13 protein-coding genes are annotated in these 15,159 nt (G+C 63.4%); 9 read left to right on the forward strand and 4 right to left on the reverse strand.

Annotated elements, in window-relative coordinates:
- The first annotated feature begins 166 nt into the window (after positions 1-166).
- The 8 genes from ASD01_RS13880 (at position 167) to ASD01_RS13915 (ending at position 9,394) form a co-directional block, all read left to right on the forward strand.
- The gene (locus ASD01_RS13880; protein WP_034797056.1) at positions 167-790 is read left to right on the forward strand and encodes a TetR/AcrR family transcriptional regulator; all 624 of its coding nucleotides are present in this window, start codon (positions 167-169) and stop codon (positions 788-790) included.
- A 17-nt stretch (positions 791-807) separates the two neighbouring features.
- Positions 808-1,998 (forward strand): pyridoxal phosphate-dependent aminotransferase, encoded by a 1,191-nt coding sequence (locus ASD01_RS13885; protein ID WP_034797053.1) that lies wholly within the window; start codon positions 808-810, stop codon positions 1,996-1,998.
- Positions 1,995-3,602, forward strand: a complete 1,608-nt coding sequence (locus tag ASD01_RS13890) for a 5-guanidino-2-oxopentanoate decarboxylase (RefSeq protein ID WP_034797049.1) — start codon at positions 1,995-1,997, stop codon at positions 3,600-3,602. The genes ASD01_RS13885 and ASD01_RS13890 overlap by 4 nt, the downstream gene beginning before the upstream one ends.
- Before the next feature lie 165 nt (positions 3,603-3,767).
- On the forward strand, positions 3,768-4,175 hold the full coding sequence (locus tag ASD01_RS36735) for a hypothetical protein (protein WP_034797046.1): 408 nt from the start codon (positions 3,768-3,770) through the stop codon (positions 4,173-4,175).
- 111 nt (positions 4,176-4,286) lie between these two features.
- Entirely contained in the window at positions 4,287-6,827 is a 2,541-nt protein-coding gene (gene secD / locus ASD01_RS13900) for a protein translocase subunit SecD (RefSeq protein ID WP_034797042.1), read from the forward strand.
- Positions 6,828-7,340: 513 nt separating this feature from the next.
- On the forward strand, positions 7,341-7,553 hold the full coding sequence (locus tag ASD01_RS13905; protein WP_034797039.1) for a hypothetical protein: 213 nt from the start codon (positions 7,341-7,343) through the stop codon (positions 7,551-7,553).
- A 233-nt stretch (positions 7,554-7,786) separates the two neighbouring features.
- Complete coding sequence (locus ASD01_RS13910; RefSeq protein WP_034797035.1) at positions 7,787-8,239, forward strand: RrF2 family transcriptional regulator; 453 nt, start codon at positions 7,787-7,789, stop codon at positions 8,237-8,239.
- Between the two features lie 144 nt (positions 8,240-8,383).
- Positions 8,384-9,394: a KpsF/GutQ family sugar-phosphate isomerase gene (locus ASD01_RS13915; protein ID WP_034797034.1), complete on the forward strand. Its 1,011-nt coding sequence runs from the start codon at positions 8,384-8,386 to the stop codon at positions 9,392-9,394.
- 36 nt (positions 9,395-9,430) lie between these two features.
- Here ASD01_RS13915 and ASD01_RS13920 read toward each other — a convergent pair whose 3' ends face one another.
- Positions 9,431-9,955, reverse strand: a complete 525-nt coding sequence (locus ASD01_RS13920) for an Lrp/AsnC family transcriptional regulator (RefSeq protein WP_034797032.1) — start codon at positions 9,953-9,955, stop codon at positions 9,431-9,433.
- 48 nt (positions 9,956-10,003) lie between these two features.
- On the opposite strand from ASD01_RS13920, the gene ASD01_RS13925 reads away from it, so the two are divergent.
- Positions 10,004-11,191 (forward strand): MFS transporter, encoded by a 1,188-nt coding sequence (locus tag ASD01_RS13925; RefSeq protein WP_034797030.1) that lies wholly within the window; start codon positions 10,004-10,006, stop codon positions 11,189-11,191.
- Positions 11,192-11,212: 21 nt separating this feature from the next.
- Here the strand turns inward: ASD01_RS13925 and ASD01_RS13930 are convergent, their stop codons facing one another.
- From ASD01_RS13930 to ASD01_RS13940, 3 genes are all read right to left on the reverse strand, one after another.
- Complete coding sequence (locus ASD01_RS13930) at positions 11,213-12,541, reverse strand: capsule biosynthesis protein (protein ID WP_034797028.1); 1,329 nt, start codon at positions 12,539-12,541, stop codon at positions 11,213-11,215.
- 13 nt (positions 12,542-12,554) lie between these two features.
- On the reverse strand, positions 12,555-14,147 hold the full coding sequence (locus tag ASD01_RS13935; protein WP_034797021.1) for an LTA synthase family protein: 1,593 nt from the start codon (positions 14,145-14,147) through the stop codon (positions 12,555-12,557).
- A gap of 97 nt (positions 14,148-14,244) precedes the next feature.
- Complete coding sequence (locus ASD01_RS13940; RefSeq protein ID WP_051659368.1) at positions 14,245-15,084, reverse strand: SDR family oxidoreductase; 840 nt, start codon at positions 15,082-15,084, stop codon at positions 14,245-14,247.
- Positions 15,085-15,159: the final 75 nt, after the last annotated feature.

Below are 15,159 nucleotides of genomic sequence, written 5' to 3' on the forward strand. Positions count from 1 at the left end.
CTTGTGCCGCTATTGTTCAAGCGTATAATAATAGACGTCGTCGATTTTTTGACGCCCGCCGATCGTTCGATTTCCCGAAGGAGCCGCCCATGCCGCCGTTCTGGCCGAAGCCTTTGCCGACCGCGCCTGAACAGCATTTTGGGCCGGTTCGAGAGCAGAGTGCCGCATGAACAGACGCAGTTTTCACCGCGCGCCGGAAGGCGAGCGCCGCCAGGAATTGATCGAAGCGACGCTCGACTGCATCTCGGAATTCGGGCTGAAGGGCGCAACCGTTCGGCAGATCGCAATCCGCGCCGGCGTGACCGCCGGGCTGGTGCGCCACTACTTCGAATCGAAGGACCAGATGGTTGCCGAGGCCTATCGCGCCGTCATCGCCTCGCTCACCGAAAAGGCGAGCAAGGTCGAGGGCGATCCGGAAACCCGGCTCCGGGATTTCATCGCGATCAACCTCACCGAGCCGGTGGCAGACAGCCGCAGCATCTCGCTCTGGGCCGCCTTCATCAGCCAGGTCCGGGTCGATTCGGTGCTGTCGGAGATCCACCGCGAAGGCTATCTCGCCTTTCGCAATTCGCTGCAGGAACTGCTTGCCGATTTCCTTGCGACCAAAGGCAAGCCGGCCGACGCCGAAACTTGCCGGGCCTTCGCCATCGCCATCAACGGGTTGGTCGACGGCCTCTGGGTCGAGGGCTGCCTTGCCGGCGATCTCTTTCGCGAAGGCGAGCTCGTCGCCATCGCCATGTCTTCGGTCGAAGCGCTGCTCGGCACGAAGATCGGAACTGCAAAACAATGAAAACGGGAGAAAGCACCATGCGCTACGCGTCCATCACCGAACGTCTTGCCGATCTTGGTTCGGGCAAATGGTCGCTGCATATCCGTGCCCGCCAATTGAAGGCGAGTGGTGCCGACATCATCGAACTGACGATCGGCGAACCGGATCTTCCGCCGGACCGCGCCCTGCTCGATGAATGCCAGCGCGCGATGAATGCGGGGCGCTATCGCTACTCCAACGGCCGCGGTGAACCGACGGTCGTGGCGGCCGTCGCGGAGAAATACCGTCGTCGCCGTGCCGATGTGACGAACGAGAACGTGCTCTGCTTCCCCGGCACGCAGACGGCGCTCTTCGCCGTGATTCTCGGGTTGGCGGAGGCCGGCGATGCCGTTCTCGTCGGCGATCCGCTCTATGCGACCTATGAAGGCGTGATCCGCTCGACCGGCGCGCATCCGGTGCTGGTGCCGCTGAAGCCGGAATTCGGCTTCCACATGCAGGCCGAAGATCTGGAAAAAGCGATCACGCCGGAGAGCCGCGTGCTGCTGCTGAATACGCCACACAATCCGACCGGTGCCGTGCTGACGGCGGAAGAAATTGCCGCGATCGGCGAGGTCGCGCGCCGTCACGATCTCTGGATCGTCTGCGACGAGGTCTATGAGGAGCTGGTGTTCGACGCCGTCTTTGCCTCGCCCTTCGACAATCCGGATTTCGCCGAACGCACGATCGTCGTCTCGTCGATCTCCAAATCGCACGCCGCGCCCGGCTTCCGCAGCGGCTGGGCGGTCGGCCCGGTCGAGTTCACCGAGCGGCTGCTGCCGGTCTCCGAAACGATGCTTTTCGGCACGCAGCCCTTCATCGCGGACATGACCGCCTATGCCCTGACGCATGACATCGATACGGCGCGCCGGATGCGCTTGTCCTATAAGTCGCGCGCCGCGCAGATCGTCGCCGGCCTTGCCGCGGCGCCCGGCATCGAGGTGTTCGCGCCGGAAGCCGGCATGTTCATCTTGATTGATGTTTCCGGAACCGGTCTCGACGGCGATGCGTTTGCTTGGGCGCTGCTTGAAGAAGAGGGGGTTGCCGTCATGCCCGGATCGTCCTTTGGCGATGAAGCACAGAACTATCTGCGCGTCAGCCTGACCGTGCCCGATGGTGCCATCGACGAGGCCTGCCGCCGCATCTCCGCACTTGCCGAGCGGGCCAGCCTGCGCAAGGAGCGCTGCGCATGACCATGGAAAGAACGGTTGGAGAAGTCCTGGTCGACCTGCTCGAGGCCAATGGCGTCGAGGTGGTTTTCGGCATTCCCGGCGTGCATACGGTCGAGCTCTACCGGGGCCTCGCTGCATCGAAGATCCGCCACGTGACGCCACGGCATGAACAGGGCGCCGGCTTCATGGCCGACGGCTATGCCCGCGTCAGCGGCAAGCCGGGCGTTGCCCTCGTCATCACCGGGCCCGGCCTCACGAACACCATCACGGCGATGGCGCAGGCGCGCCAGGATTCGATCCCGATGCTGGTGATTTCAGGCGTCAATCGCCGCGATTCGCTCGGCCATGGGCGCGGCCTGCTGCACGAGCTGCCCGACCAGCACGGCATGATGAAGACGCTGGCGCTCTATTCGCACACGCTCCTCAATCCGGAAGACCTGCCTTTCGTCGTCGACCGCGCCTTCTCGGTGCTCGTCTCCGGTCGGCCGGGACCGGTGCATATCGAGATCCCGACCGACGTGATGTCGGCGAAGATCACGCCGCAGGCGCTGCGGCCGGCAACGGCCACCCGACCGCGCTCCGACAGCGAGACGCTGCAGCGCGCGGCGATCCTCTGCGCCGACGCCTCGCGCCCGGTCATCATCTGCGGCGGCGGCGCCCTGACGGCGGAGGCGGAAGTTGCGGAGCTTGCCGAAAAGATCGGTGCGCCCGTCGTCACCACTGTCAATGCTCGCGGCATGTTCTCGGGCAGTCCCTTGAGGGTTCCTGCGAGCCCCAGCCTGAAGGCGGTGCGGTCGCTGCTGAAGGAGGCCGACCTGGTGCTGGCGCTCGGCACCGAAATGGGCCAGACCGACTACGACATGTATGCCGATGGCGGCTTTCCGGCCCTGCGCAACCTGATCCGCACCGACATCGATGCGGCGCAGCTCGCGCGCGGGCCGCATGCGGCGCTCTCCATCCTCTCCGGCGCCAAGGCGGCGACGGCGGGCATCCTCGCCTTTCTCCCCGGTCATGCTGCGAAGGATGGAGCGGGACGGGCCGAAACGGCGCGGAGGGCGGCGCTGAAGGAACTGACGCCGAAGATGCGGGCCGAGATCGGCATCATCGACACCATCTACAAGTCTCTGCCGGATTGCACCGTCGTCGGCGACTCGACCCAGGCCGTCTATGCCGGCAACCTCTACTGTGATGCACCGCGGCAGCGTAGCTGGTTCAATTCGGCGACCGGTTACGGTTCTCTGGGCTATGCGCCGCCAGCAGCCGTCGGTGCAGCCGTCGCCGATCCGTCTCGGCCGGTCGTCTGTCTCGTCGGCGACGGTGGCTTCCAGTTTTCGCTCGCTGAAATCGGGTCTGCCGTCGATGCGCAGGCGCAGGTCATCTTCCTCGTCTGGAACAATGACGGCTACCAGGAAATCGAAAGCTACATGGTCGATGCCGGCGTTACGCCGGAGGGCGTCAAGCCTTCGGCGCCGGACTTCCTGATGGCGGCGAAGGCCTATGGCGTCGAGGGACGGCGGCTTGCTTCCGTCGCCGATCTCTCACAGGCGCTCGCCGAGGCGGCGAAGCGCAAGGGACCGTCGCTTATCGAGATCCACGAGCGGCGAACGAGCGGCATCACGGCCTGAGCAACGACAACCACGAAACGGGCCGGATTTGACTTTTCCGGCCCGGAATGGTGTTAAAGGCGCCCATGCTCGATTCCGGCCACGTTCTCTAGGTAAGGTCGGGCATTCGGGCTCAATTTTCGTCTCGCTGGCGTGCAATCGCCAGGGAAAGGGACCGCGTCCTCGATGGACCGCATGGGTGGTGGCAGCAAGAACATACAGGCCGGCCGGCTTCTCGCTGTGCTGTGGCTGTTCTGCGCCTCCTTCGCAATGCAGGTCATCTCGGTCGGACAGAGCATCCCGTCCCGTTCGGCCTCCGGTGCCCAGGCCGGCAACGTCACCGACACCGGTTCGACTGACCGTCCCGCCGCCCGGCAACTCTCGCGGGCGACACCGCTTTCAGACCTTCGGTTTACGGCCGAGCGCAAGGACGCCAAGTCCGCGGCCGATGATGGCTTGCCGGCGCTCTTGCCGGCATCGCTCGAACTCGAACTTCCCCGTTCGTCGGACGGGCGGATTTTCCGCGAGTTCGCTGCGTATCTTGGCGGGGCCTCGAACCCTGGCCCCCATATTCGCGCGCCTCCCGGCGCCTGATCCACAACGCGGATTTTGGCTGGCTGGCGGCTTCGGCTGCAGCTCTGCCCTTTATGAAACAAGCCCTGACGACGCGCCCCGTGCCCGCGCAGGCTCTTCTGGAACCACAACATGCGTACATCGAAATGGGCGATTCTCGTCTATGTCGTCGTGATCATCTTCGGATGTATCGCGGCGCTTCCGAACGTGCTGACGCCGGCACAACGTGAACAATTTGCAGGCTGGCTGCCGGTCAAGCCGGTAACCCTCGGCCTCGACCTCAAGGGCGGCTCGCACCTCGTGCTCGAAGTCGATGCTGCCGGCCTTCGCAAAGCTCGGCTCGAAACCCTGCTTGACGATACGCGCCGGGCGCTCCGCGCCGAGCGCATCTCGGCCTCCTCGGCCCGCATCGCCGGCGATACCGTTACCGTGAAGATCGAAGATCCGGCCGACCGCGAAAAGGTTCTGCCGAAGCTGAAAGAGCTGGCGGCCCCTGTCGGCACGCTTGGTTTCGGCGGCGCGGCTTCCGATATCGAGGTGACCGAGAACGGCGACAGCATCAACATCGCGATGACAGAGGCCGGCCTTGCCGACCGCACCACCAAGGCCGTCGAACAGAGCCTCGAGATCATCCGCCAGCGCGTCGACACCGTCGGCGTTGCCGAGCCGCTGATCCAGCGTGTCGGTTCCGACCGCATTCTCGTCCAGCTTCCGGGCCTCGAGGATCCGACGGCACTGCGCCAGCTCTTGGGCTCGACCGCGCAGATGAGCTTCCACATGGTGGACCAGACCGTGGATCCCAACCAGCCGGCGCCGCGCGGCGTCGACATTCTGCCGGGCGCCCACGACAACAACAAATATGCGGTCGAAAGCCGCGTCGCGATTTCGGGCGAGCGCCTGGCCGATGCCAAGGCCGGCTTCGACCAGCGCACCAACGAACCGATCGTGTCCTTCACCTTCGACACGCTCGGTGCCCGCCAGTTCGCGGAAATCACCCAGGCTGCCGTCGGCCGGCCCTTCGCGATCGTTCTTGACGGCAAGGTCCTGACGGCTCCTGTTATCCGCGAGCCGATCATCGGCGGCAACGGCCAGATCAGCGGCAACTTCACCGCACAGGAAGCGACCGTTCTGTCGGCGCTGCTGCGCTCCGGCGCGCTTCCGGCACCGCTCACCGTTATCGAGGAACGCTCCGTCGGCCCGAACCTCGGTTCCGACTCGATCCGCATGGGCATCTACACCGGTCTTGCCGGCTTCGCGCTCGTCGTCACCCTCATGGTCGTGCTCTACGGCGCCTGGGGCATGATCGCCAATGTCGGCCTGGTGCTGCACACGATCCTGACCATCGCGCTTCTCGCCATGCTCGGCTCGACGCTGACCTTGCCGGGTATAGCCGGTATCATTCTCGGCATCGGCATGGCGGTGGACGCCAACATCCTGATCAACGCGCGTATCCGTGAAGAAACGGAAGCGGGTGCCGGCGCGATGAAGGCGCTCGATATCGGCTTCAACAAGGCCTACGCGACCATCATCGATAGTAACGTCACGACGCTTTCGGGCACCGTGCTCTTGTTCGCCTTCGGCTCCGGCCCGGTCAAGGGATTTGCCGTCACCATGATGCTCGGCATCATCATCTCGATGTTCACCTCGATCACCGTCGTTCGCCTGATGATGCGTGAGGTCGTCGTCCGCCGGAAGATGAAGAAGCTCGAGATCCCGTCGCTGTTCGGCAAGGTTCCGAAGCTTCCGTCCTTCTCCTTCATGAAGGGCCGCTTCGTCGCCATCGGCATGTCCGCCTTCCTGTCGGTCAGCTCGGTGGTGCTGTTCTTCACGCCCGGCCTCAACTACGGCATCGACTTCGTCGGCGGTATCCAGGTCGAAACCACCTCGAAGAACACGCTCGACCTTCCGACGCTTCGCCACAATCTCGAAGCGCTCAACATCGGCGAAGTGGCGCTGCAGGAATTCGGCCAGGACAAATCGGTCCTGATCCGCGTCCAGCGCCAGCCGGGCGGCGAGCAGGAACAGACGGCAGCGCTCAACCGCATCAAGGATGCCGTCGTCCAGACGATCCCGGATGCGAGCTTCGAGCGCACCGAAGTCGTCGGCCCGACCGTCAGCACCGAGCTTGCCCGTTCGGGCTTCCTCGCTGTCGGTCTCGCGATGGTGGCGATCCTGCTTTACATCTGGTTCCGCTTCGAATGGCACTTCGCCGTCGGCGCGATCGCGGTCCTCTTGCTCGACATCACCAAGACGATCGGCTTCTTTGCGTTGACAGGCATCGACTTCAACCTGACGGCCATCGCCGCGCTCCTGACGATGATCGGCTACTCGGTCAACGACAAGGTCGTGGTTTATGACCGCATGCGCGAGAACCTCAGGAAGTACAAGTCGATGCCGTTCTCGGATCTCATCGACATGAGCATCAACCAGGTGATCGCGCGATGCATCTTCACCTCGATGGCGACGGCCTTCTCGCTGGTGCCGATGGCGATCTGGGGCGGCGATGCCGTCAAGAGCTTCGCCTGGCCGATGATCTTCGGCGTGATCGTGGCAACGACCTCGTCGATCTATATCGGCGGCCCGATCCTGCTGTTCCTCAATCGCTGGTGGAAGGATCGCGAAGCATCCCGCGGTGGCACAACCACGCCGCAGGCGGGCACGCCTGCTGCCTGACATCCGGCACTGGAACACAAAACGTGAAGGGGCGGCCCGACGGGCCGCCCCTTTTTTGTCCGAATGTGCTGTCTTTATCCACCCGTGCCTTGCAGACTGATTCTTCGCTTCCTAAATAGCGTAGGTCTCCGGCTCCGGAACGGGTGGATGGATTTTGCGTACATCGCCCCTTGAATTTAAAGGGTGAAGAAATTTTTTCTGCGTCTTCATCTTTTTAATTGACGGAATTGGTAGATTATTCTAGTTTGCCACTACGTGAACGCGGGGAGTCCGCCTCACGGTTGTTCATCGAACGCTCCGGCATTGCTGATGCCGGGCCAGCCAAAGGAGTGTGACATGTCCGAAACCGTCTCGACCGCCGCCTTCTTCGGCACGCGTCTCCTTTGTCGCGCAACAGAGAAAAAATGGCTCATTCGCAATCTTTGCCGAATGTGACCTTCGAACCCCTCGAACTTTATCTTTTGCCGAAATTGAAAGTTTCCGCGCCGACAGCGTGGATGGAGCGTTATTTGTATGAGCAAGCAGGTTATCGAATTTGGCGGCGAAGCCGTCGGCGTTGTTGTCCCGGATGAAGATCGCTTCAAGTTCCTGGCGGTGAAGTATCACGTCTGGGACCTGGACGCGAAGCGCTTCGGCTCGGCCGATGAAGCGCGCGCCGCAATCCGGCAGCTGTTGGCCCACCAGGCCGTCCAGGCCAAGCGGCAGAACCACAGCGCCGCTGCCTGAAGCCGCACTTGAAGCGGATGAGAAAAGCCGGTTTCGGCTTTTCTCCCGCATCCACCGCGAAGACATCCGCAAATCTTGCCGCATCGGCCGCACGCAATTGCCCGCGACATCGGTCAATTCCCCACTATAATTATATGTTGGCAGTACGTTTCTTGTGCTATGCCAATATATATTTGCATTTGCGCGGATGATTCCCGTTTTCTGGGGTGCCGCCGCAGGGAAAGCGTGCCGGAATGCTGACGAAGAAGGGAAAGTACGGACTGAAGGCCTTGGTCGATCTTGCTCGGCTGGAGCCGGGGGAAACTGCCTTCATTACCGAGATCGCGCAGCGCAACAATATCCCGAAGAAGTTCCTGGACACGATCCTGCTTGAGCTGCGCAACGCCGGCATGCTGCGCTCGAAAAAGGGGCCTGGCGGCGGCTACTCGCTCTCGCGGCCCGCTTCGGAAATCCGTATCGGTCACGTGATCCGCACGCTGGACGGGCCGCTTGCGCCGATCCGCTGTGCGAGCCGCACGGCCTACGAGGTCTGCGAAGATTGTAACGATCCCGAGACCTGTCAGGTGCGGGTGTCGATGACGACGGTCCGTGATGCCGTTGCCGCCATTCTTGATTCGATGACGCTCGAAGAATTCGCGGCCGACAAGTCGATGCCGCTGGAAATGGAAGAAAAGCGCGCCGGCTGACGAAAACGCCGCGGTTCACGCCAGTTTTCCCCCGAACTCTGCTTCCAAGACTTGGTTTGCCAAGAAAAAGCGCTTATCTGCCGTCAATGGTCTGGCGGGCAAATTCGTGCCTGTTGCTTAAGTCTTCGCAGAATTGGGGTCATCATGGGTTTGAGACATGCATCGGCGGATGATCGCACTGCACTTGCGGCTTTGGAGTCGATCGGCCGGACGCTGACGACCGCGATGGCCGGCATCAAGGCGCTGGCGGACCAATTTGGCGCTGACGAAGTTTTTGCGCGCAGCGTCGTCGAAGCCGTCGAACTGATCGGCGAAAGCCAGGGGCGCGTCGTCGTCTCCGGCGTCGGCAAGAGCGGCCATATCGGCCGCAAGATTGCAGCCACGCTGGCATCGACCGGAACATCCGCCTACTTCGTGCACCCGACCGAAGCGAGCCATGGCGACCTCGGCATGGTCACCTCGCAGGACGTGCTGATCCTGCTCTCCTGGTCGGGCGAGACGGCCGAGCTTGCCAACATGCTCACCTATGCCAAGCGCTTCAACGTGCCGATCGTCTCGATCTGCGCCAACCGCGACAGCGTGCTTGCCCGCAACTCGGAAGTGCCGATCGTCTTGCCGAAGGTTCAGGAAGCCTGTCCGCACGGCCTCGCGCCGACGACCTCGGCCATGCTGCAACTCGCCATCGGCGACGCGCTCGCCATCGCGCTTTTGGAGCGGCGCGGCTTTTCGGCCGAGGATTTCAAGACTTTTCATCCGGGCGGCAAGCTCGGCGCGCAGTTGCGGCTTGTTCGCGAGCTGGCGCATGACGGCGCCCAGATGCCGCTTCTCAGCGTCGGACGCCCGATGAGCGAGGCGCTGATCGAGATGTCGTCCAAGGGTTTCGGTGTCGTCGGCATCATCGACGATGGCGGCAAGCTGGCCGGCGTGATCACCGACGGCGACCTGCGTCGTCACATGTCCGGCGACCTGCTGCTGCAACCGGTCGAGGCGGTGATGTCGCGCAATCCGCGCGTGATCCGCGGCGACGTGCTTGCAAGCGGCGCCATGGAATTCATGCAGCAGCATAAGGTGACCGTGCTCTTCGTCGTCGACGACGGCGGGGCGCCGGTCAGCATCCTGCATATTCATGATCTGCTGCGCGCTGGCGTCGTCTGAGACTGCCAAGGCGGCCCTCCGCCTGGCGAAAGCAGCCTACCCCTTCACCACGGCGGGCCAGTCGCTCGTCGTGCCCGGCTGCACCGGCCGTTCCAGATAGGTGGAAAGCACCACATAGCTGCGCGTCGCCTTGACGCCGGGCGTGTCGTAGAGCCGCGCCAGAAGCCCTTCGAGCGCATGCGTGCTTTCTGTGCGCACCTTGAGCAGCATGCAGGTGTCGCCGGCGACCGAGTGGATCTCTTCCACTTCAGGGCATTCCTCGATCGCAAGCAGCGCCTGCGTCTTGCCCCAGCCGGTCGTGTCGACATGGACGAAGGCAAGCAGCGTCTTTCCGACCGCGTCCGGATCGATGAGCGCCGACACGCGGCGGATCGCGCCCGAACGCCGGAGCCGCTTCACCCGTTCATGGGCCGCCGGCGGCGAAAGTCCGACGCGTTCGCCAAGCTCGGCATAGCTCGTGGTCGCGTCCTCGACGAGGACGCCTAATAGTTTTCGGTCCATCGCGTCGAGGTCGCGCTCCGGCGGACGCTTCCGCCGAACGTCATCTGTATTTTGATCCATACCGAGAATTCCTCTTGTTGCTGAATTTCATTCTGCAAAAATGGAGGAATGACGAACATCAATCAACAAATTTCGCCAGATTCGATCGACAGGACCTCGATCGACAGGGCGCGCATCCCGCCCTTCGCCTATGTCCTGACCGTCTGCATCGGCGTCATCGGCTCCAACTCGCTGGCGCTCGGACCAATCGCGCCGGAGGTGGCGCGGAGCCTCGGCACGGATGTTCCATCGGTAATGGTCGCTTCGGCCGCCTTCGGACTGGGCACGGCCGTCAGCGCCATCTTCCTTGGCCGCTTCATCGACCGGTACGGCCCCCATCGCATTCTGGCTGCCGCGCTGTTGCTTCTGGCCGCCGGGCTCACCGGTAGCGCGCTTGCGCCCATGCTGGCGTTCCTGGTCGCCGCCCAACTCGTTGTCGGCGTCGCCACCGGCATTGCGCTTCCGTCGATCTACACGCTGGCCTCAGTGATCGCGCCGGCCGGACGGGAGAGCGAGACGATCGGCCTGGTGCTGACCGGCTGGACGCTCAGCATGGTGGCCGGCGTGCCGCTATCGGCAGCGATTGCTGACTTCGGAGGATGGCGCGCCGTTTACTTCGTCGTTGCCGTAGCCACACTGGTTGCTTGCGCTGCCGTCAGGCTCGCGCCGGTGCGGGAAGGACTGGCCGGCAAGACGACGTCGCCGCTCGCGGCGCTTGGCGTGCGTGGCGCCGGACCGCTGTTGATCGCCTGTGCCGCCTTCATGGCCGCCTTCTACGGCGTTTATGCCTATATCGGCGAACACCTGCACGCAGCGCTCGGGTTGCCCCTCAGCGCCAATGGCCTCGTGGCCGTTTCCTACGGCTTCGGCTTCGGTGCGGCGGCACTACTCGACCGGCTGATCGACCGCTTCGGCGCTGGCAGGTTGCTGCCTCTGATTTTTCTCGTCGTCGCCGGCGTCTATGCGGCGATGGCCGCCGTGAGTAGCTCCTACACGGCCATGCTGGTCGTCGTCTTTTTCTGGGGCCTTGCCAACCATTTCGGTCTCAACGTGCTGATCATGCGGCTGACGGGGCTCGATCCCACAAGGCGTGGCGCGATCATGGGGCTGAACAGCGGCGTCACCTATCTGTCGCTCTTTTTGGGAACGCTTGGTTTCGGCGTGGTTTATGGCGGGGCCGGTTTTTCCGCGCTGCCCTTGGCCGCGACCGGCCTGATGCTGGTCGCCGCCATCGCCGCAGCGCTCGCGCCGCGCTAGGTCCCCGCGATGTGAAAACGGCTACCCTTGGCGGGAAGCGGAAGGCGCGCGTTTCGCAGGCTTTTGGCGCGGCGCGGGGTCAATAAAGGCGCCAGGTTCGTTGAGGCTGCTTTCGTTCAGCCGCCGGGCAATCGCTTCCGCGCCGGCATCGGTTCCGGCGCGGGAATAAAGGTTGCCGCGCACCTGGATCGACGCGGCAAGCAGGCGGAACATTGCGACACTAAGTTCAGGCTCCGGCGCCTGGGGCGCCTGCCAGAAACCGTCGAGTGGCTGCTGGTCGGTCAGACCGGCAATATCGAAGACGGCAGTGCCGAGCACTTTGACCGGCCGCCCTTGCTTCAGGGCGTGCAATCCGGCCGTCGAATTCACCGTGACCATGCCGGCGCTCGCCTCGCCAAGCGTATCGAGATTTCCGCCGTCCAGGTAGAAGACGCGCCCTCTCAAGCCAAGCGCCGCTGCTCGCTGCTCGATGAAGCTGCGCCACGGGACCAGGTCGTTGTCGAGCGGATGCACCTTGAAGACCAGGCGTGCATTCGGCGCGGCAAAGGCGCCGAACGAGGTCAGGACGTCAGCGATTGCATCCTTCTGGCTGTGGAAGGGCGAATGCGCCCTGAGCTGAAAGTCGGTTTCGAGCTGAAGCGGATAGACGAAGTAGGGGGCATCGTCCGAAAGGAGCTGCGCAACGGTCGCCACCGCTTCCGCGTTGCGCCGCTTCTCGGAGAGCAGCCGGCGCACCCAGCCCGCGTATTCGGCGAGCGGATGGAAAATCCCGTGACGGCGGTAGTGCGGAAACAGGAACCAGAAAAAGACGTTCGGCAGATTGTAGAGCAGATCGTAGCTCGCATCGGCGAGGAACGTCTGGCTGTAGCGCTTGCGCCAGTCCGGCTCCGGCAGGTTTGACGCTGCCGAAAGGATCTGACCGGCGTCGTTCGGAAAATGGGAGTTCGACGACATGCCGTTGCGCTCGAGCGTCAGCCAGTCCGGCCGCAGATAGCCCATTTCGATAATGGCGACACTGACGCCGGCGCGATGGGCGACGGCAGTCGCTGCCTGGTGATAAGGCCGCTCTTCGCCAAGCAGCAGCATGTCGGTGACGCCGTGGGTGGCGATGAATGTCTCGAGATAGCCAGGCCAGGCGGCCGCCGTACCGCGATAGTTGAAGCCGCCCTTGCGGCGCCAGAAGATCTGGTCGCCGACGTTCAGATTGATCCTCAGGCAGCGGTGGCCGAGGGCTTCGAGCCGGTCGGCGATCTTGCGGAAGATCGGCGAGGAGGGGCCCTGCAGGAACAGGAAGACCCGCTGTCTCGGCCGTGCGGCCCCACCGGCCGATGTCGTCGAAGCGTTCTCCATCCGCAGACCGCCGCTAGCGCAGCGTATCCTTTCTCAGGTTCGCGTGGTTGAGAAGCGCCTCAATCAGGTTCCAGGCCTCGACGCTGCTCGGTTCGGCCGGCTTATGGGACGACCGCTTCGCCTTGGCGAGCGGCACGATCAGATAGTCGGTGCGCGGATCCGGGAAGGGGTCGGCGAAGGATTTGAGCAGCGGTGCGTGATCGCCGTAGAACACGAGCCAGACCGGACGGTCGAGCTTGTCGAGGTGTTCGCTCAATGTGTTGAGCGCCGCATCGGACTGCTCGAGGATGGCCAGATAGATGTCGACGGGATTGGTGAGGTCGCCGACGCGGCCCGGCTCCCATGGACCGTGATTGGCCATGGATGCGACGAAGATGAAGCCGCTTTCGTCTTCGGGCAGCTTCTCGCTTGCGTCGATCACCTTCGCCGCGAGCTTCTCGTCGGAGACGTAGGGTCCGTCTCGCTCTGGGCGATGGTCGAAACCGTCGAGCATCGTCAGCTTGGAGAAGCCGAGCTGCGGCATCGCCTTGTGCCTGAGGAAGAAGGTCCGGTCATAAGGATGGATGAAGTGGGTATTCCAGCCGGCACGCTTCAACTTTCCGGGCCAGACGACGTCGGCATAGTGCGATGCGCGCAGATAGGGATAGCTGGCGTCGACATGAATATCGTCGGGCACCAGGCCGCTGATCACGGCGAATTCGGTGCGCAGCGTATAGCCGCCTTCGAACACGCTGCTGAGCCGGCCCCACTGAACCGCCTCGCGCCGCAGCCGGTCGAGCGTCGGCAGTTTCAGCGTATCGACGCCGAAGTGCCGCATGTCGATGAAGGATTCCGATTGCCAGACGACGATCAGCGGCGAGCCGTCGTCACCGATCAGATCCTGCACGGCGGCCCGGACGATCTTGGAGAGATCCGCGACGATCTTTTCGCGACGCACACCGAGCCAGATGATGAAACGGAAGACGACCGAGCCGAAGGTACCGAAGCGCACCGTGTTCATCTTGACGTCGAGGACCTTGAGCAGCCGCTGTACCAGCGCGGCCGTCGGGCGGTTCACCGGGCCGTAGAAGAGCAGGAGCCAGGGACCATAGGCGATGCCGAGCATCACGAGGATCCAGAAGGCCTTCCCCCGGTCCGGCAGAATCGCCGGCTCGAAGTACATGTAGAGGCCGGAAACGCCAAAGACGTAGAGGAAGGCGACGGTCCAGAAGACGACGTTCAGTGAGCTCGCATAGAAGATCGTCTTGTACTTGAACACGTCGACGACCAGCGCGATGTCGGAAAAGATCAGCGGTTCACGGATGAACTTGAACTTGGCGCGGGAAATGCCGGTGAAGATGATGAAGAAGCTCATCGTGCCCGCCGCCGCATAGAGCGGACGCCAGGATCCGGCGAAGAAACCGGCAAAGACCAGAGCGATGACAGGTAGGCGGGCAAGCACGTCGATCACGTCCTGCGTGCGTCCGAAAGGCGAAGGATTGGCGCGCCGCTCCCGCTTCGGCAGGGCGAAACGGTCGGTGAAGAAGATCACCGCGCAGGACAGCAGATAACAACTAAGCGTCAGTGTTATCGGATAGTCGTGCAGCTGAAAGGGAAGCAACGCCAAGCGGAAACCTTCATGTCTTCATGCCGGCCGATGCCGCTTTATGCGGCACAGCGTCCGCCCGACACTTAGATCTTATCGATGCTAGGTACAAGCACCGTCAGGTCCGGTGCTCGGACACTCCACGATTATGCGTCGCCGTGTTGCCGCACCGCACAATCGCCCGGTCGAACCACCAGTTGAGCAGGGGACGAACGGCGGGAGCGAAGCGTCCAAGTAGAAACAATGTCGTGCCGAAATAGACTTCGAACCGGCCGCGGTCGGTTCCCTTGACGATCCGCTTGGCCACCGCTTCGGCCGGCCAGGGCCGGACCGTGCCCATGATCGTGGCCGCTTCCGGCGGTCGCGCCGCCAGCTCGCGCTGAAACTGCGGCGTTTCCGTATCCGGCGGAAAACAGACGGAGACACTGACGCCGTGCGGACGGGCTTCTGAACGCAGCGCCTGGGCGAAGCCGTGCACGGCGAACTTGGAGGCGCAATAGGCCGAATAACCATAGATGCCGAGTAGCCCTGCGCCGGACGAGATCATCATAATCCGGCCCCGCCGGCGCCGCTTCATGCTGTCATAGACCGCCCGGACCGCATGCACCGTGCCGGAGAAGTTGGTGTCCATCTGCTGCCGGAACGAGGCGCTGTCGAGCTCCTCGAACCGGCCGGGTTCGACGATGCCGGCCGATGCCACCAGGATGTCGCAGGGGCCGAAGGCCTGTTCGCACCGACGAATGGCCGCTTCGACGTCGCTTTCCACCGCGACGTCGGCGGCCTCGATCCGGATGCTGTCGGCGTTCGCCCCACTGGATGCGATAAGTTTTGCCTGCGCGCCTTCCAGGAGGCCACGGGAGCGGGCAATCAGCGAGAGGCGCGCCCCGCGCGCCGCGTAGATCGATGCGACCGCAAATCCGATACCGCTCGAGCCACCGGTAATGATCACATGCGCCATGCTGGTATTCCGCTCCAGAGTTCGGGAGAGTGCGAAGCGGCTCTGCTTCCGCGACCACCTGACCCGGCAGCAAAT

The sequence above is a fragment of the Ensifer sp. Root423 genome (assembly GCF_001426275.1).
Classification (GTDB): domain Bacteria; phylum Pseudomonadota; class Alphaproteobacteria; order Rhizobiales; family Rhizobiaceae; genus Ensifer; species Ensifer adhaerens.